Source organism: Enterobacter cloacae complex sp. 302F9 (assembly GCF_050030335.1).
Classification (GTDB): domain Bacteria; phylum Pseudomonadota; class Gammaproteobacteria; order Enterobacterales; family Enterobacteriaceae; genus Enterobacter; species Enterobacter hormaechei_C.
In genome coordinates, this window is the sequence record NZ_JBLGUC010000001.1 from 357870 (window position 1) to 374738 (window position 16869).

Below are 16869 nucleotides of genomic sequence, written 5' to 3' on the forward strand. Positions count from 1 at the left end.
GCATTAATTGAGCTGATGGCGGTAGTCGCTCGGCGTACGGTCAAACTCGCGGCGGAAGACGCGGGAAAAGGTCTGCTGCGACACATAGCCCAGATCCATTGCGATATCAAAAATGGGCCGCTGCGTTGAGCGTAACGCCTGCGCCGCCAGCAGAAGCCTGCGCTGGCGAATGTAATCACCCAGCGTTTGATGCATTACGGTGCGGAACATTCTCTGTAAATACCATTTCGAATAGCCCGACTTCTTAGCGACCACATCAATGTTCAACGGCTGGTCGATATGTTCATCAATCCATTCAATAAGTGTCTGAATAATTTGCTGATGCGACATAAGGTTACCCCTCTGTGGAGACATCTGTCCTGGTTGATTCGTCGTTTTCTCTGCGGGGGAGTATAATTCCTCAAGTTAACTTGAGGTAAAGAGGTTTTATGGAAAAGAGATTACCGCGCATCAAAGCGCTGTTAACCCCCGGTGAAGTGGCTAAGCGAAGCGGTGTGGCGGTGTCGGCACTCCACTTCTATGAAAGCAAAGGGTTAATAAAAAGTATCCGTAACGCCGGAAACCAGCGGCGCTACACCCGCGATGTGCTCCGCTACGTGGCGATCATCAAAATTGCGCAACGTATCGGCATTCCTCTGGCCACCATCGGTGAGGCGTTCGGCGTATTGCCGGAAGGGCACTCGCTGAGCGCGAAGGAGTGGAAGCAGCTGTCGTCCCAGTGGCGAGAAGAGCTGGATCGTCGTATTCACACGCTGGTGGCCCTGCGCGATGAGCTGGACGGCTGCATTGGTTGCGGGTGTTTATCACGCAGCGATTGTCCGCTGCGTAACCCGGGTGACAGGCTGGGCGAGCAGGGAACAGGGGCGCGGTTGCTGGAGGAGGATTGAGAGGTGTTTGCCGGGTGACGCTTCGCTTACCCGGCCTACGCTCTCGGTTTTGCAGGCCGGGTAAGGCGCAGCCGCCACCCGGCAACAAGCATAAAGAACTAAAGCGCCACTAAGGGCGCTTTAGTTTTTTCCGGTCTTTGTCTTTCTCTCTATCCCGCTGGCTCACGGGAGGGTTTCCCCCGACATCAGTACCCCTCGTGTCGAGCTTGTGGAGGAGGTTCCGGTTTGTACTGACACTTTAATTCTATGCCCGGCCGCCGTTTTTGCCACCGGAGACGGTGAGATTTTAGCCAAATTTTTTTCGTGAAGTTGTTCAGTTTTCTATAGTTAAAAAGTATGAATCACCGGAGAACATCATGCTAACGGTCCACCACCTTAATCAGTCTCGTTCACATCGCGTCCTCTGGGCGCTGGAAGAGCTGGGTCTGACGTATGAGATTGTGCGCTACCAGCGCGAGAAATCCATGCTTGCACCGGATTCGCTCAAAAAAGTGCATCCGCTGGGGAAATCCCCGGTACTGGAAGATAACGGACTGGTGCTGGCCGAATCAGGCGCGATTCTGGAATATCTTCAGGAAACGTACGATTTGGCGTCACGATTCAAACCGTTAGATCCCGCCCATAAAGTGCAGTATCGCTTCTGGCTGCATTACGCCGAAGGGTCTTTGATGCCGCTACTGTTAATGAAGCTGGTGTTTAACAGCCTCGGCAAACCACCCGTCCCGTTTGGCCTGCGCACGCTGGGTAAGGCGCTGGGGCAGGGGGTGCAAAAAGCGTATCTCAACCGCCAGCTAGAAACGCATGCGCGCTTTATTAACGATCATCTTGCCGAAAACAGCTGGTTTGCCGGCGACACGCTGACCATGGCTGATATCCAGATGAGTTTTCCCCTCTTCGCCCTGCTGGCGAGAGGCGGCATCGACAATCTCGACCACATAGCGGCGTGGAAACAGAGAGTGGAGGCACGTCCGGGCTGGCAGACAACGCTTGCGAAAGGCGGCCCGCTGACGATCCCCGGCGAGGGATGAAATGTAACGAAATTGCGCATGGACGATAACGTTTGCGCATCCTCTGCTTAATTCTTCATCGTCATGAGGCAATTTTAGCGAAAAACGAGAAAGTTCAGTTGAAAAGGGCGGGTATTAGGCTAGATAATCGTTTGCCTACATTTGACCACCCGTTTTGTAAGCGCGGAGCTAAACGTTTGCTTTTTTTGTGACGCCCCTTTCGTCGCAAACGCAGCACAAGGATTTGACGTTTCGCTGGCAGTGGAGTCTCCACCACGCTTACGGACTTTCAATAAAAATTTTCAGGGGATGTTTTCTATGTCTACGCCATCTGCGCGTACCGGCGGTTCACTTGACGCCATGTTTAAAATTTCTGCTCGCGGCAGCACCGTGCGCCAGGAAGTTGTTGCCGGTCTGACCACGTTTCTGGCGATGGTGTACTCCGTCATCGTGGTGCCAGGCATGCTCGGCAAAGCGGGCTTCCCGCCAGCGGCGGTCTTCGTTGCCACCTGCCTGGTTGCGGGTGTGGGTTCGATTGTGATGGGCCTGTGGGCGAACCTGCCGCTGGCGATCGGGTGCGCCATCTCCCTGACCGCGTTTACCGCCTTCAGCCTGGTGCTGGGCCAGCATATCAGCGTCCCGGTAGCGCTCGGCGCCGTGTTCCTGATGGGGGTGCTGTTCACCGTAATTTCAGCAACCGGTATTCGTAGCTGGATTTTGCGCAACCTGCCGCAGGGCGTGGCGCACGGCACCGGCATCGGTATTGGCCTGTTCCTGCTGCTGATCGCTGCCAACGGCGTGGGTCTGGTCATCAAGAACCCGCTGGACGGCCTGCCGGTTGCGCTGGGTAACTTCGCGAGCTTCCCGGTGATCATGTCGCTGGTGGGTCTGGCGGTGATCATTGGCCTGGAAAAACTGAAAGTGCCGGGCGGCATTCTGCTGACCATTATCGGCGTGTCCATCGTCGGCCTGATCTTCGACCCGACCGTTCATTTCTCCGGGATTTTCGCCATGCCGTCGCTGAGCGATGACAAAGGTAACTCCCTGATTGGCAGCCTGGATATTGTGGGCGCGCTGAACCCGGTGATCCTGCCAAGCGTGCTGGCGCTGGTAATGACCGCGGTGTTTGATGCCACGGGCACCATCCGCGCGGTGGCCGGTCAGGCTAACCTGCTGGATAAAGACGGACAGATTATTGACGGCGGCAAAGCGCTGACCACCGACTCCCTGAGCAGCGTTTTCTCTGGCCTGGTAGGTGCGGCGCCTGCGGCGGTGTACATTGAGTCCGCAGCGGGTACGGCGGCAGGCGGTAAAACCGGCCTGACGGCCATCACCGTTGGCGTGCTGTTCCTGCTGATCCTGTTCCTCTCTCCGCTCTCTTATCTGGTGCCGGCTTACGCGACCGCACCTGCGCTGATGTACGTCGGCCTGCTGATGCTGAGCAACGTGGCGAAAATCGACTTCGCGGATTTTGTTGATGCCATGTCCGGCCTGATCACTGCGGTATTCATCGTGCTGACCTGTAACATCGTGACCGGCATTATGATCGGCTTCGCCTCGCTGGTGATTGGGCGTCTGGTCTCCGGTGAGTGGCGTAAGCTGAACATCGGTACCGTGGTCATCGCCGTTGCGCTGGTGGCGTTCTACGCGGGCGGCTGGGCCATCTGAATTGACTTTTTATGCGAAAACGGGTGGCTCAGGCCGCCCGTTTTTATTTTCAGGACTCATCCTGTTGCCTTTTACGTTACTCTGGAGAGGATAGAATAAGAGGCACGACGCCTCAGGTTTGGCATATAAGAAACACAGCAAACAGGGAACGCATGGAAATTTTCTTCACAATACTCATCATGACCCTTGTGGTCTCATTATCCGGGGTGGTTACACGCGTACTGCCCTTCCAGGTCCCCCTGCCTTTAATGCAAATAGCTATCGGTGCGCTGCTGGCGTGGCCGACGTTCGGTCTGCACGTGGAGTTCGATCCGGAACTGTTCCTCGTGCTGTTTATCCCGCCGCTGCTGTTTGCCGATGGCTGGAAAACGCCGACGCGCGAATTTCTGGAGCACGGGCGAGAGATCTTCGGCCTGGCGCTGGCGCTGGTGGTGGTCACCGTGGTCGGGATTGGTTTTCTGATCTACTGGGCCGTACCGGGGATCCCGCTCATACCCGCCTTTGCGCTGGCCGCCGTGCTGTCGCCTACCGACGCCGTGGCGCTGTCCGGCATTGTGGGCGAAGGGCGCATTCCAAAGAAAATCATGGGCATTTTGCAGGGCGAGGCGCTGATGAACGACGCTTCTGGCCTGGTCGCCCTCAAGTTTGCCGTGGCGGTTGCCATGGGCACCATGGTCTTTACCGTCGGCGGCGCGACCCTGGAATTCTTCAAGGTGGCGATTGGCGGTATCCTCGCGGGCTTCGTAGTGAGCTGGCTGTACGGACGCTCGCTGCGCTTCCTTAGCCGCTGGGGTGGTGATGAACCGGCGACGCAGATCGTCCTGCTGTTCCTGCTGCCGTTTGCCTCTTACCTGATTGCCGAACACATCGGCGTGTCGGGTATTCTGGCGGCGGTAGCCGCGGGGATGACCATCACCCGCTCTGGCGTTATGCGGCGCGCGCCGCTGGCGATGCGCCTGCGCGCGAACAGTACCTGGGCCATGCTCGAGTTTGTGTTTAACGGCATGGTGTTCCTGCTGTTGGGTCTGCAACTGCCGGGCATTATGGAATCCTCGCTGATTGCGGCCGAAGCGGATCCAAACGTTGAAGTCTGGATGCTGTTTACCGATATCGTGCTCATCTACCTTGCGCTGATGCTGGTGCGTTTCGGCTGGCTGTGGACGATGAAGAAATTCAGCGTGCGCTTCCTGACCAAAAAGCCGATGGAGTTTGGCTCGTGGACTACGCGCGAGCTGCTGATTGCCTCATTCGCGGGCGTGCGCGGGGCGATCACCCTTGCTGGTGTCCTCTCCATTCCTCTGCTGCTGCCGACGGGTGACGTCTTCCCGGCGCGCTACGAGCTGGTGTTCCTGGCGGCGGGCGTGATCCTCTTCTCCCTGTTTGTCGGCGTGATTATGCTGCCGATTCTGCTGCAACATATTGACGCAGGGGACTCCTCGCAACAGCACAAAGAAGAGCGGATTGCCCGTGCGGCGACGGCGGAAGTGGCGATTGTCGCCATCGAGAAGATGGAGGAGCGTCTGGCCGCCGATGCCGAAGAGAACATTGATAACCAGCTGCTGAAGGAAGTCAGTTCACGCGTGATCGGTAATTTGCGTCGCCGTGCTGACGGACGTAACGACGTGGAAAGTTCGTTGCAGGAAGAGAACCTCGAACGCCGTTTCCGCCTGGCGGCGCTGCGCTCCGAGCGTGCCGAGCTGTATCACCTGCGCGCCACGCGGCAGATCAGTAACGAGACGCTGCAAAAGCTGCTGCACGATCTGGATCTGCTGGAAGCGTTGTTGATAGAGAATCAGTAGCGCTGTAATTGCCCGGTGGCGCTGCGCTTACCGGGCCTACGTGCTCGATCGGTTCCCTCTCCCTGTGAGAGAGGGTACCCAAAACCCCTCACAGCATTGCAACCACGCCTGCGCGCTGTGCGACAGATAGACCCCTTCACGCCAGATCATCCCCAGCTGCCAGTGCAGGTCGCTCTCCAGCGGGATCCAGCGCAGCGTATTTTTATCCAGCCGCTCGCAGATCGGCTGCGGCAGAATGGCAATCCCCACGCCCGCCTGTACCATCGCCGCCAGAAAATCCCACTGGCCGCTGCGCACCGCAATGCGCGGCTTCACGTTATGCTGGTTAAACAGCGCCATCAGCTGGCGGCTTAAGGCGAAATCTTCGTTGTAAATCAGCAGCGGGTGCTCGCCGAGCAGCTCGGGCTTTACCGAGTCTATCTTCAGCCATTCACCGGAGCGGGGAACCAGCACGCACAGCGGGTGGCTAAAGAGCGGCAGCGTCGCCAGTCCGCTCTCCTCCTCAACGGGAAGGGCCGTCATGGCCACGTCCAGTTCACCGTTCATCACCGCCTGCTGCACGGTCAGGCCGCCAAATTCAGCAATTTTTAGCTCAACGCCGGGATAGCGCTGACGAAACAGGCTTATCGGGCCGGCCATCATCATGCCGACCATCGGCGGAATACCGAGCCGCAGCAGCCCTTTTGTCAGATGGTTGATGTCCCCAAGCTCGGCCTCCAGCTGGCGGAACTCCGCCAGAATTGCCAGCCCGCGCTCGAACACCACGCGACCGGTATCGGTCAGCAGTAGCTTGCGTCCGTCGCGGATCAGCAGGGTACAGTTCAGCTCATCTTCGAGGTTTTTCAGCATCTTGCTGATGGTTGGCTGGGTTACGAATAACTTCTCCGCTGCGCGGGTAAAACTTTGCTGGCGAACCACCTCGACAAAATAGCGCAGCGTTCTTATGTCCATGATTATTCCTCGAAACTATACCTTCGATGATTTTAATTCATTTCAGTCGATACCGTACGCTCACTATACTGGCGCCTCGTCTCATTTCTGAGGAAAACCCCCATGGCCGTGGCGTTAAGCCGTGTTACGCCTGCCGTTGTTCAACGACTCCAGGTACCGGTTCAGGTACTGCTTTACGCGGGACTGTTTGTTTTCGCGGAATATCTTGTCGACTGGCTGCATCTGCCTTTACCCGCCAACCTGGTGGGGATGGTGCTGTTGCTGACGCTGATCCTCTGTCGCGCGTTGCCCCTTAGCTGGGTGCGGGCCGGCGCACGCTGGCTGCTGGCGGAGATGCTGCTGTTCTTTGTGCCGGCCGTGGTGGCGGTGGTGAACTATGCCCAGCTGCTGATGGTCGACGGCTGGCGCATCTTTGCGGTTATCGCCCTGAGCACGCTGATGGTGCTGGGCGCCACCGCCTGGGTGGTGGATAAAGTGTATCGCTTTGAAATCAGCAGGCAGACGCATGACTAACTTTCAGATAAGCGTGCTGTGCCTGATTGCGACAGTCGTCATCTACTTTGCCAACAAGCGCCTGTATCGCCGCTTTCGCGCGCTGCCGCTGATGCCGCTGGTCTTTACGCCGATCCTGCTGGTGCTGATGCTGGTCTTCGGCCATATCTCCTGGCAGAACTACATTGGCGAATCCCACTGGCTACTGTGGCTGCTCGGCCCGGCGACCATCGCCTTCGCCGTACCCGTTTATGACAACCTCGCTATTATCCGACGCCACTGGATGTCACTCAGCGCGGGCGTCGTCACCGCGACGGTGGTGGCGGTGTGCAGCTCGGTCTGGCTGGCGCGGCTGTTTACCCTGTCGGATGAAATCCAGCGCAGCCTGGCGGTGCGTTCGGTGACCACGCCGTTTGCGCTGGCAGCCGCCAAACCGCTCGGTGGCCAGCCGGATCTGGTGGCGCTGTTTGTGGTGGTGACGGGCGTGTTCGGCATGGCAGTGGGGGATGTGCTGTTTCTGCGGCTTTCCATTCGCGAAGGGATGGCGAAAGGCGCGGGGTTTGGTGCGGCGTCGCACGGGGCGGGGACGGCACGTTCGTATGAGCTGGGACAGCAGGAGGGCGTTGTCGCGAGCCTGGTGATGATGCTTTCGGGCGTCACGATGGTGCTGATTGCGCCGCTGGTGGCGTGGGTGATGTTTTAAGCTCCCCGGCCAGAGCGACCGGGGAGAAAAGGCTTAGTGCGCGCGGCCCTGCTCAACGCCCAGGCCGGTTTGCGAGCGGATAAACTGGGCGCGGAATTTTTCACGCTCCAGGTTACCCTCCGGTGAATTATCGGTGGCAGAGAAGATCCAGATCCCGATAAACGCCACGGCAATGGAGAACAGCGCCGGGTATTCATACGGGAAGATAGCGCTTTCGTGACCGAGGATCTGCACCCAGATGGTCGGGCCGAGGATCATCAGAATCACCGCCGTCAGCAGGCCCAGCCAGCCGCCGATCATCGCCCCACGGGTGGTCAGTTTTGACCAGTACATGGAGAGCAGAATGATCGGGAAGTTACAGCTTGCCGCAATCGAGAAGGCCAGCCCGACCATAAAGGCGATGTTCTGTTTCTCGAACAAAATCCCCAGCAGGATGGCGACAACGCCCAGCACCAACACGGTGATTTTGGAGACCTTCAGCTCATCGCGCTCGCTTGCGCCTTTGCGGAAGACGTTGGCGTAGAGGTCATGCGAAACCGCCGACGCGCCGGCCAGCGTCAGCCCTGCAACCACCGCGAGGATGGTGGCAAAGGCCACGGCAGAGATAAAGCCGAGGAACAGGTTGCCGCCCACCGCGTCGGCCAGATGCACCGCCGCCATGTTGTTACCGCCGATAAGCGCGCCCGCCGCGTCTTTAAACGCCGGGTTTGCCCCCACCAGCATGATTGCGCCGAAGCCGATGATAAAGGTCAGAATGTAGAAGTAGCCCATAAACCCGGTAGCGTAGAACACGCTTTTACGCGCTTCACGCGCATCTGACACCGTGAAGAAACGCATCAGGATATGCGGCAGGCCAGCGGTACCGAACATCAGGCCGAGACCGAGCGAGAGCGCGGATATCGGATCTTTCACCAGCCCGCCCGGGCTCATGATCGCTTCCCCTTTCGGGTGGACCGCCATCGCTTCGGTAAACAGATTATTGAAGCTGAACCCGACGTGCTTCATCACCATAAAGGCCATAAAGCTGGCGCCGAACAGCAGTAGTACCGCTTTGATGATCTGTACCCAGGTGGTGGCCAGCATGCCGCCGAACAGGACGTACATCACCATCAGCACGCCGACCAGCACCACCGCGACGTGGTAGTTCAGGCCGAACAGCAGCTCGATCAGTTTGCCCGCGCCGACCATCTGGGCGATCAGATAGAGTGCCACCACCACCAGCGAACCGCAGGCGGAGAGGGTACGAATCGGCCCCTGCTTCAGGCGATAGGAGGCGACGTCAGCAAAGGTATAGCGCCCCAGGTTACGCAGGCGCTCGGCAATCAGGAACAGAATGATTGGCCAGCCCACCAGGAACCCGAGGGAGTAGATCAGGCCGTCATACCCTGAGGTATACACCAGCGCGGAGATCCCAAGGAACGAGGCGGCGGACATAAAGTCCCCCGCGATCGCCAGCCCGTTCTGGAAGCCGGTAATATTGCCGCCCGCGGTGTAGTAATCGTTACGGGAGCGTACGCGTTTCGACGCCCAGTAGGTGATGTACAGCGTCAGCACCACGAAAATCAGGAACATGATAATCGCCTGCCAGTTGGTTGGCTGGCGCTGAACCTCGCCGGTAAGGGCATCTGCCGCATGGGCAGCAAAGGGAAGTGTGGCGGCTAGCGCCGTCAGGACTCGCTTCATGATGCTTTTACCTCGCGCAGAATTTCTCTGTTAAGACGATCGAATTCACCGTTCGCACGCCAGACGTACACACCCGTGAGCACAAACGAAATGATGATCACGCCAATCCCAATCGGAATACCGCGCGTGACGCTGGTACCCTCATGCAGCGGGGTGCCCAGCCAGTGCGGCGCAAAGGCGATCAGCAGAATAAAGCCGACGTAGATAATCAGCATGATGATGGAAAGGATGAAGGCAAACCGTTGCCGTTTTTCGACGAGCTCCCTGTAGTGCGCACTATTCTCTATCTGCTGACAAATATCGTTATTCATCACAGAGTTCTCCAGAAGTAAGGTTGGTTTGTTTTATCCCCTCTCCCCTGTGGGGAGAGGGTGAGGGGAGGAAGGTGCGGTCTGATGCCCTCACCCCGGCCCTCTCCCACGGGGAGAGGGAGAAAACACTAGGAAGGCATTGCGATGGCCTGCTTCTCTTCGAGCAGTTTGTCCACCACGCCAGGATCGGCCAGCGTTGAGGTATCACCGAGGTTACTGGTGTCGCCCGCCGCGATTTTGCGCAGGATACGGCGCATAATCTTGCCGGAACGGGTTTTCGGCAGCGAGTCGGTCCAGTGCAGCACGTCCGGCGTGGCAAGCGGGCCGATCTCTTTACGCACCCAGTTGCGCACCTCGGTATACAGCTCTGGCGACGGCTCTTCGCCGTGGTTCAGAGTGACGTAGGCGTAGATCGCCTGGCCTTTGATGTTGTGAGGAATGCCGACAACCGCCGCTTCGGCAATTTTCGGATGCGACACCAGCGCAGACTCAATCTCCGCCGTGCCCAGACGGTGGCCGGAGACGTTCAGCACGTCGTCCACGCGTCCGGTGATCCAGTAATAACCGTCTTCATCCCGGCGCGCGCCGTCGCCGCTGAAGTACATGTTTTTGAAGGTCGAGAAGTAGGTCTGCTCGAAGCGCTCATGGTCGCCGAACAGGGTACGCGCCTGGCCAGGCCAGGAATCGACGATCACCAGGTTGCCCTCGGTAGCGCCTTCCTGCGGATTGCCTTCGTTGTCCACCAGCGCAGGCTGCACGCCGAAGAACGGACGGGTGGCCGAACCGGCTTTCAGCTGCGTGGCACCCGGCATCGGGGTGATCATGAAGCCGCCGGTTTCGGTCTGCCACCAGGTGTCCATCACCGGGCACTTCTCGTTGCCGATCTTCTTCCAGTACCACTCCCAGGCTTCGGGGTTGATCGGCTCGCCCACGGAGCCGAGGATACGCAGGGAAGAGCGGTCGGTCCCTTCGATGGCTTTATCGCCTTCCGCCATTAGCGCACGGATCGCCGTTGGCGCGGTATAGAGAATGTTGACCTGATGCTTATCAACCACCTGGCACATACGCGCCGGGGTCGGCCAGTTCGGTACGCCTTCAAACATCAGCGTCGTTGCGCCGCAGGCCAGCGGGCCGTACAGCAGGTAGCTGTGACCGGTGACCCAGCCCACGTCGGCGGTACACCAGTAGATGTCGCCCGGATGATAGTCGAAAACGTATTTAAAGGTGGTGGCCGCATAGACCAGATAACCGCCGGTGGTATGCAGCACGCCTTTCGGCTTACCGGTGGAGCCGGAGGTATACAGGATAAACAGCGGATCTTCCGCGTTCATTTCTTCCGGCTGATGCTGGTCGCTCGCGTTTTCAATCAGATCGCTCCACCACAGGTCGCGCCCCTCGTGCCAGTCGATTTTGCCGCCCGTGCGCTTGAGGACAATGACGTTGTTGATGGATTTTACGTTCGGGTTTTTCAGCGCTTCATCAACGTTTTTCTTCAGCGGAATACCGCGCCCGGCGCGCACGCCCTCGTCAGCGGTGATCACCAGCTTCGAATTTGAGTCGACAATACGCCCGGCAACCGCCTCCGGCGAGAAACCGCCGAAGATAACGGAGTGGATCGCACCGATGCGCGCGCAGGCCAGCATAGCCACGGCGGCTTCCGGCACCATTGGCATATAGATCGCCACCACATCGCCTTTTTTAATGCCCTGGGCCAGCAGCACGTTGGCAAAGCGGCACACGTCGCGATGAAGTTCGTTATAGGTGATATGTTTACTCTGAGAGGCATCGTCGCCTTCCCAGATGATGGCCGTTTCGTTGCCGCGTTCAGCAAGATGGCGGTCCAGGCAGTTCGCCGCCAGGTTCAGCGTGCCGTCTTCATACCATTTAATGGAGACGTTGCCCGGCGCGAAAGAGGTGTTCTTTACCTTCTGATAAGGTTTGATCCAGTCGAGGATGTGGCCCTGCTCACCCCAGAACGCGTCAGGGCTGGAAACGGACTGCTGGTATTTCTCCTGGTATTGCTCCGGGCTTATCAGGCAACGGTCCGCAATGTTTGCGGGAATGTCGTGTTTGTGTATTTGGCTCATGGCTTTTTTTCTCCTTGTAAGATGTTAATAATATGTCGCAAAAACGTTAATAGTACGGGCTTTACAAGCTTTGTTTAGTATTTGGGCGACAGATCACGCAATGTCTGAAGAGTATGAAAATTGAGCGAATGAAACTTTGAAGGGAAATAATTCACCTGAAGAATTATTCACTTTTTTGAAGTGAAAATATTTTGTATAACAAATGGTTATTTATGCGAATTGCTATAAATTGCCGTCAATGACACTTTTTGCAGTGAAATGCCTTGTTCTTTAAGGCTTGCGCAGCATGCCGTGCAAATGATACTCATACGGCGCGTTAAAAAATCCCATAAACCAACGCAACACAATTCATACCCTTTCAGTATGTCTCCATATTCATGCAGTTTTGATGGTACGGAGATTTCATTGAGGAAGTCAGTTTCTATGAAAAATTTGAAAGTCAGCCTGGCCTGGCAGATCCTGCTGGCCCTTGTGCTGGGCATCTTGCTGGGCAGTTACCTCCATTATCATAGCGACAGCCGCGAGTGGCTGATTGCGAACCTTCTCTCCCCTGCGGGCGATATCTTTATTCATCTGATCAAGATGATTGTTGTGCCGATTGTGATCTCGACGCTGGTGGTCGGTATCGCGGGTGTCGGTGATGCGAAACAGTTAGGCCGCATCGGCGTTAAAACTATTCTCTATTTCGAAGTGATCACCACGGTTGCCATCGTTCTTGGCATCACCCTGGCGAATGTGTTCCAGCCTGGTGCCGGGATCGATATGTCGCAGTTGGCGACGGTGGATATTTCGAAATACCAAAGCACAACCGCCGATGTGCAGAGCCATTCGCATGGACTGATGGGGACTATTCTCTCGCTGGTGCCGACCAACATTATCGCGTCCATGGCGAAGGGCGAGATGCTGCCGATCATCTTCTTCTCGGTACTCTTTGGTCTGGGGCTTTCTTCCCTGCCCGCGACGCACCGTGAACCGCTGGTCACCGTGTTCCGATCTGTCTCCGAAACCATGTTCAAAGTCACCCACATGGTGATGCGTTATGCGCCGGTCGGGGTATTCGCGCTGATTGCGGTGACCGTAGCGAACTTCGGCTTTGCCTCCCTGTGGCCGCTGGCGAAGCTGGTGATTCTGGTGCACTTCGCGATTCTGTTCTTCGCGCTGGTGGTGCTGGGCATTGTGGCGCGCCTGTGCGGGCTCAGCATCTGGATCCTGATCCGCATCCTGAAGGATGAGCTGATTCTGGCCTACTCCACGGCAAGCTCCGAGAGCGTACTGCCGCGTATCATTGAGAAGATGGAGGCCTACGGTGCGCCGGCGTCCATTACCAGCTTCGTGGTGCCAACGGGTTACTCCTTTAACCTGGATGGTTCGACGCTGTATCAGAGTATTGCGGCAATCTTTATCGCGCAGCTGTACGGCATTGACCTGTCGCTGTGGCAGGAGATCGTGCTGGTTCTGACGCTGATGGTGACTTCAAAAGGCATCGCAGGCGTGCCGGGCGTCTCCTTCGTGGTGCTGCTGGCGACGCTGGGCAGCGTCGGTATTCCGCTGGAAGGCCTGGCGTTTATTGCCGGTGTGGACCGTATCCTCGACATGGCGCGTACTGCGCTGAACGTGGTGGGTAATGCGCTGGCGGTACTGGTAATCTCCAAGTGGGAACACAAGTTCGACCGTAAAAAAGCGCTGGCGTATGAACGCGAGGTGCTGGGTCGTTTTGATAAAACGGCTGACCAGTAACATTCTAAGCCCGGTGGCGCTGCGCTTACCGGGCTTACGGGTTTTGTAGGCCGGGTAAGGCGAAGCCGCCACCCGGCACGTTACTCCCCGCTCAACGCATCAAACTCTTCACACCCGGTATCAAACCCTTCGGTACAGCTCAGGTTTAACCAGTAAAGCGCTTTCTGCTTATTCGGTGTGATAAAGCCTTTCTCACCCTGCCTGAACAGCATTCCTGCCCAGTACTCCGCATAGCCCGTCCGGGACAGAGCCGAACTCCGCTTGAACCACGACGCGGCCTGCATGTCATCCTGAGGGACTTCAACGCCGTTGGCATAGATCAGCCCCAGCAGCTGTTGCGCGTCTACCGCCGAGTCGCTATCGATGTCTTCGGTAGCCGATTGCAGCAGTGCGATGGCCTGCGGGTAGTCGGTTTTGCCCGCCTGCGTGTTCACCAGCACCCGCGCCAGCATGATCGCGCCGCGTTTGCTGCCCGCAATGTTTGCCTGCTGGGCCAGGGCTTTAGCCTGCGCATAGTCACCCTGCGAAAAGTGGATTTGCGACAGCAGCGCCATGGCGTCGACATCACCGCCTTTTGCCGCTTTTTCCGCCCACAGCGCCGCCTGCGCGCTGTCGCCGGAACTGAACCAGGTATCGGCAAGATAATACTGCGCGCGCGCATCGCCCGCTTCAGCCTGCTTTTTATACTGGCTGCCTATCTCATCGGCATGGGCAAACGCGGTTAAAAAAAACAACATCAGAAAAAGGGTTTTCATGGATTCTTATCATCTGGGTACACGCCGCGCAGTATAATCGCGGCGACAGAAGAAAAAAACGGGTGCGTTAAGACCTCAGCATCCCACAAGCCGGGCGGAACACGCGTTCCGCCCGAAGAGGTTAGCCTGCGTTACAGGCTAATTTCGCCGCCACCTCCTGATGTTCACTCTTTATTGAAAACTCACATAACTTACCGCGAGTAATAAAGGTAAAGATCACTATCGTCAGGCAAATAATAAAAACGATGCCTAACGCAGTTTTTAATGGCGTCATGCCTTTTACTCCTTGTGGAAAAAAGAATAAGAGGCTACTCTCAACCTGTTGGTTGTTGAGGGGTAGCCTCGGGTAAATGCAAATTTCCCGGGGCTTTCCACTTTCTGTCCCTCAACAATGCTCAAGACAGAAAGTCTTAAGCACCCGCCGCATATCTTATCCCTCTGAATTAAAATGCAAAGATGTAATTAATTTTCGCGCAAATTACATTTTTTCTGCGCGACGTCTTCAGAAATATATATAGATGTAATTAATAGCGATGCCAGAAATAATAATGGGGTGAATATCTCACCCCATTTAGTCAGTGATTAATTTACGGCTTCATCCCATTGCGCTTTCACGCAGGCGGGCTTTCAGCTTGTTATATTCGTCGATCACATACTGTTCCGCAGCGTGTTGATCCGCAATGGGCTCCACGTTTACGGCGCAGTATTTATACTCCGGCGTTTTGGTTATCGGGCTTAAGTTCTCCGTCACCAGCTCGTTACAGGCGCCAATCCACCACTGGTAGGTCATATAGACTGCCCCTTTGTTCGGACGGTCGCTGACCTGCGCGCGGGTAATGATGCGGCCCTTACGCGAGTTCACCCACACCAGCGCTTCATCTTCAATACCGAGCCGTTCGGCATCGGCGGTGTTGATCTGCGCGTAGCCCGGTTCATCCGCCAGCGCCGCCAGCGCGGCGCAGTTGCCGGTCATGGAGCGGCAGGAGTAGTGGCCCACTTCACGCACGGTGGAGAGCACCATCGGATACTCGTCGGTGAGCTTATCGATCGGCGCGACCCAGTCGCAGGTGAAGAACTGCGCCAGCCCGTTCGGGGTGTCGAACTTCTCTTTAAAGAGGTATGACGTCCCCTGATCGGATTCTGATTCATCCCGGCACGGCCACTGGATGTAGCCCAGCTCACCCATTTTTTCATAGGTTGCCCCATAAAAGTCCGGGCACAGATGCCGCAACTCGTCCCAGATCTCCTGGGTGTTGTTGTAGTGCATCGGGTAGCCCATGCGGGTGGCGATTTCGCTGATGATCTGCCAGTCCGTTTTCAGATCCCACTTCGGCTCGACGGCCTTGAAGAAGCGCTGGAAGCCGCGGTCTGCCGCCGTATAGACACCTTCATGCTCGCCCCAGGAGGTCGACGGCAGAATCACATCCGCCGCCGCCGCGGTTTTGGTCATAAAGATATCCTGAACAATCACCAGCTCCAGATCCTCAAAGCCTTTGCGCACCGCAGACAGTTCGGCGTCGGTCTGGAGCGGATCTTCACCCATGATGTAGGCCGCACGTACTTCACCGTGCGCCGCGCGGTGCGGCAGCTCGCTGATGCGGTATCCGGTGTGTGCCGGCAGACTTTCCACGCCCCAGGCCTTCGCAAATTTCTCGCGGTTTTCCGGGAATTTGACGTACTGGTAGCCCGGATAGGTGTCCGGCAGCGCGCCCATATCACACGCACCCTGCACGTTATTCTGACCACGCACCGGGTTCACGCCCACATGCGCTTTACCCAGATTGCCGGTCAGCATGGCGAGGCTGGTGAGCGAGCGCACGGTTTCCACGCCCTGGTAGAACTGGGTCACGCCCATGCCCCACAAAATGGCGGCGGTTTTCGCTCCGGCGTACATCCGCGCCGCCTGGCGGATCTCCTGCGCGCTGACGCCGGTTATCGCCTCTACTGACTCCGGCGTATAGCCTTCGACAATCTTGCGATACTCTTCAAACCCTTCCGTACGGCTCGCGACAAACGCCTGGTCGTAGAGGTTCTCCTCAATAATGACATGCCCCATCGCATTCAACAGCGCGATGTTCGAGCCGTTTTTCAGTGCGATGTGCATATCCGCAATGCGCGCGGTTTCAATTTTACGCGGATCGCAGACGATGATTTTCGCCCCGTTCTGTTTGGCGCGAATAACGTGATTCGCGACGATAGGGTGAGAATCCGCCGGGTTATAGCCGAAGATGAACACCAGATCGGTGTTATCTATCTCATTGATGGCATTACTCATTGCGCCGTTACCGACCGACTGGTGCAGACCTGCAACCGATGGGCCGTGTCAGACGCGAGCGCAGCAGTCGACGTTATTGGTACCAATAACGGCGCGCGCGAATTTTTGCATCACATAGTTGGTTTCATTCCCGGTTCCGCGTGAGGAGCCGGTGGTCTGAATCGCATCCGGGCCATACTTGGCCTTGATGGCGCTGAGGCGCGTGGCGACGTAATCCAGCGCTTCATTCCAGGAGACGGCTTCCAGCTTGCCGCCGCGCTCGCGGCGGATCATAGGGGTTTTCAGGCGCGGCGTGAGGATTTGGGTATCGTTAATAAAATCCCAGCCGTAGTACCCTTTCAGGCACAGCGTGCCCTGATTGGTTTTACCCTGCGCCGCTTCCGCCCGGACGATTTTGCCGTTATCGACCACCAGGTGGATCTTGCAACCTGAGGCACAATAAGGGCAAACCGTGACGACTTTTTTCATCACTTTGCTCCAGTTAAACAGTTCTTACCTGCCCAATATGCAGCTT

At 57.0% G+C, this 16869-nt stretch carries 15 protein-coding genes; 7 read left to right on the top strand and 8 right to left on the bottom strand.

Annotated features, from left to right (window positions below; all coding sequences use genetic code 11):
• Positions 1 to 3 precede the first annotated feature (3 nt).
• Positions 4 to 330, bottom strand: coding sequence for a superoxide response transcriptional regulator SoxS (soxS, locus tag ACQG0T_RS01715; protein ID WP_003860277.1), 327 nt, complete (start codon positions 328 to 330; stop codon positions 4 to 6).
• Between the two features lie 98 nt (positions 331 to 428).
• Between soxS and soxR the strand changes: the two genes are divergently transcribed.
• The 4 genes from soxR to ACQG0T_RS01735 all read left to right on the top strand — a co-directional run bounded on the left by soxR (position 429) and on the right by ACQG0T_RS01735 (position 5361).
• Entirely contained in the window at positions 429 to 887 is a 459-nt protein-coding gene (gene soxR, locus ACQG0T_RS01720; RefSeq protein WP_047736633.1) for a redox-sensitive transcriptional activator SoxR, read from the top strand.
• A 356-nt stretch (positions 888 to 1243) separates the two neighbouring features.
• On the top strand, positions 1244 to 1915 hold the full coding sequence (locus ACQG0T_RS01725) for a glutathione S-transferase family protein (RefSeq protein ID WP_047736632.1): 672 nt from the start codon (positions 1244 to 1246) through the stop codon (positions 1913 to 1915).
• Positions 1916 to 2212: 297 nt separating this feature from the next.
• Positions 2213 to 3562 carry a guanine/hypoxanthine transporter GhxP gene (ghxP, locus tag ACQG0T_RS01730; protein ID WP_006810466.1) on the top strand — a complete coding sequence of 450 codons (1350 nt, stop codon included), beginning with the start codon at positions 2213 to 2215 and terminating at the stop codon, positions 3560 to 3562.
• A 152-nt stretch (positions 3563 to 3714) separates the two neighbouring features.
• Positions 3715 to 5361 (top strand): Na+/H+ antiporter, encoded by a 1647-nt coding sequence (locus ACQG0T_RS01735; RefSeq protein WP_003860270.1) that lies wholly within the window; start codon positions 3715 to 3717, stop codon positions 5359 to 5361.
• A 36-nt stretch (positions 5362 to 5397) separates the two neighbouring features.
• Here ACQG0T_RS01735 and ACQG0T_RS01740 read toward each other — a convergent pair whose 3' ends face one another.
• On the bottom strand, positions 5398 to 6312 hold the full coding sequence (locus tag ACQG0T_RS01740) for a LysR family transcriptional regulator (protein ID WP_232936767.1): 915 nt from the start codon (positions 6310 to 6312) through the stop codon (positions 5398 to 5400).
• Between the two features lie 102 nt (positions 6313 to 6414).
• Here ACQG0T_RS01740 and ACQG0T_RS01745 point away from each other — a divergent pair, with 102 nt between their 5' ends.
• Both ACQG0T_RS01745 and ACQG0T_RS01750 read left to right on the top strand, forming a co-directional pair.
• On the top strand, positions 6415 to 6825 hold the full coding sequence (locus tag ACQG0T_RS01745) for a CidA/LrgA family protein (RefSeq protein WP_032668810.1): 411 nt from the start codon (positions 6415 to 6417) through the stop codon (positions 6823 to 6825).
• Positions 6818 to 7507: an LrgB family protein gene (locus ACQG0T_RS01750; RefSeq protein WP_015570195.1), complete on the top strand. Its 690-nt coding sequence runs from the start codon at positions 6818 to 6820 to the stop codon at positions 7505 to 7507. The genes ACQG0T_RS01745 and ACQG0T_RS01750 overlap by 8 nt, the downstream gene beginning before the upstream one ends.
• A 33-nt stretch (positions 7508 to 7540) precedes the next feature.
• On the opposite strand, the gene actP is transcribed toward ACQG0T_RS01750, so the two are convergent.
• The 3 genes from actP to acs all read right to left on the bottom strand — a co-directional run bounded on the left by actP (position 7541) and on the right by acs (position 11588).
• A complete protein-coding gene (gene actP / locus ACQG0T_RS01755) occupies positions 7541 to 9190 on the bottom strand; it encodes a cation/acetate symporter ActP (RefSeq protein WP_017382634.1) in 1650 nt (549 codons plus the stop codon).
• Positions 9187 to 9501, bottom strand: coding sequence for a DUF485 domain-containing protein (locus ACQG0T_RS01760; RefSeq protein ID WP_271040522.1), 315 nt, complete (start codon positions 9499 to 9501; stop codon positions 9187 to 9189). The genes actP and ACQG0T_RS01760 overlap by 4 nt, the downstream gene beginning before the upstream one ends.
• Positions 9502 to 9629: 128 nt before the next feature.
• Positions 9630 to 11588: an acetate--CoA ligase gene (gene acs / locus ACQG0T_RS01765; protein ID WP_017382636.1), complete on the bottom strand. Its 1959-nt coding sequence runs from the start codon at positions 11586 to 11588 to the stop codon at positions 9630 to 9632.
• A 423-nt stretch (positions 11589 to 12011) separates the two neighbouring features.
• On the opposite strand from acs, the gene gltP reads away from it, so the two are divergent.
• On the top strand, positions 12012 to 13325 hold the full coding sequence (gene gltP / locus ACQG0T_RS01770; protein ID WP_015570199.1) for a glutamate/aspartate:proton symporter GltP: 1314 nt from the start codon (positions 12012 to 12014) through the stop codon (positions 13323 to 13325).
• 80 nt (positions 13326 to 13405) lie between these two features.
• Here the strand turns inward: gltP and ACQG0T_RS01775 are convergent, their stop codons facing one another.
• From ACQG0T_RS01775 to fdhF, 3 genes are all read right to left on the bottom strand, one after another.
• The gene (locus tag ACQG0T_RS01775) at positions 13406 to 14080 is read right to left on the bottom strand and encodes a tetratricopeptide repeat protein (protein ID WP_271040523.1); all 675 of its coding nucleotides are present in this window, start codon (positions 14078 to 14080) and stop codon (positions 13406 to 13408) included.
• A 121-nt stretch (positions 14081 to 14201) separates the two neighbouring features.
• Positions 14202 to 14354 (bottom strand): Hok/Gef family protein, encoded by a 153-nt coding sequence (locus tag ACQG0T_RS01780; RefSeq protein WP_023299102.1) that lies wholly within the window; start codon positions 14352 to 14354, stop codon positions 14202 to 14204.
• Positions 14355 to 14675: 321 nt separating this feature from the next.
• Positions 14676 to 16823, bottom strand: a complete 2148-nt coding sequence (fdhF, locus tag ACQG0T_RS01785) for a formate dehydrogenase subunit alpha (RefSeq protein WP_080024796.1) — start codon at positions 16821 to 16823, stop codon at positions 14676 to 14678.
• Between the last annotated feature and the right edge of the window lie 46 nt (positions 16824 to 16869).

What these genes read in the sequence shown, in the direction of transcription:
- soxS (WP_003860277.1), bottom strand. Translation starts at nt 330, where the DNA reads ATGTCGCATCAGCAAATTATTCAGACACTTATTGAATGGATTGATGAA.
- ACQG0T_RS01750 (WP_015570195.1), top strand. Translation starts at nt 6,818, where the DNA reads ATGACTAACTTTCAGATAAGCGTGCTGTGCCTGATTGCGACAGTCGTC.
- ACQG0T_RS01735 (WP_003860270.1), top strand. Translation starts at nt 3,715, where the DNA reads ATGGAAATTTTCTTCACAATACTCATCATGACCCTTGTGGTCTCATTA.
- ACQG0T_RS01740 (WP_232936767.1), bottom strand. Translation starts at nt 6,312, where the DNA reads ATGGACATAAGAACGCTGCGCTATTTTGTCGAGGTGGTTCGCCAGCAA.
- ACQG0T_RS01760 (WP_271040522.1), bottom strand. Translation starts at nt 9,501, where the DNA reads ATGAATAACGATATTTGTCAGCAGATAGAGAATAGTGCGCACTACAGG.
- ghxP (WP_006810466.1), top strand. Translation starts at nt 2,213, where the DNA reads ATGTCTACGCCATCTGCGCGTACCGGCGGTTCACTTGACGCCATGTTT.
- ACQG0T_RS01745 (WP_032668810.1), top strand. Translation starts at nt 6,415, where the DNA reads ATGGCCGTGGCGTTAAGCCGTGTTACGCCTGCCGTTGTTCAACGACTC.
- ACQG0T_RS01725 (WP_047736632.1), top strand. Translation starts at nt 1,244, where the DNA reads ATGCTAACGGTCCACCACCTTAATCAGTCTCGTTCACATCGCGTCCTC.
- acs (WP_017382636.1), bottom strand. Translation starts at nt 11,588, where the DNA reads ATGAGCCAAATACACAAACACGACATTCCCGCAAACATTGCGGACCGT.
- soxR (WP_047736633.1), top strand. Translation starts at nt 429, where the DNA reads ATGGAAAAGAGATTACCGCGCATCAAAGCGCTGTTAACCCCCGGTGAA.
- ACQG0T_RS01780 (WP_023299102.1), bottom strand. Translation starts at nt 14,354, where the DNA reads ATGACGCCATTAAAAACTGCGTTAGGCATCGTTTTTATTATTTGCCTG.
- gltP (WP_015570199.1), top strand. Translation starts at nt 12,012, where the DNA reads ATGAAAAATTTGAAAGTCAGCCTGGCCTGGCAGATCCTGCTGGCCCTT.
- actP (WP_017382634.1), bottom strand. Translation starts at nt 9,190, where the DNA reads ATGAAGCGAGTCCTGACGGCGCTAGCCGCCACACTTCCCTTTGCTGCC.
- ACQG0T_RS01775 (WP_271040523.1), bottom strand. Translation starts at nt 14,080, where the DNA reads ATGAAAACCCTTTTTCTGATGTTGTTTTTTTTAACCGCGTTTGCCCAT.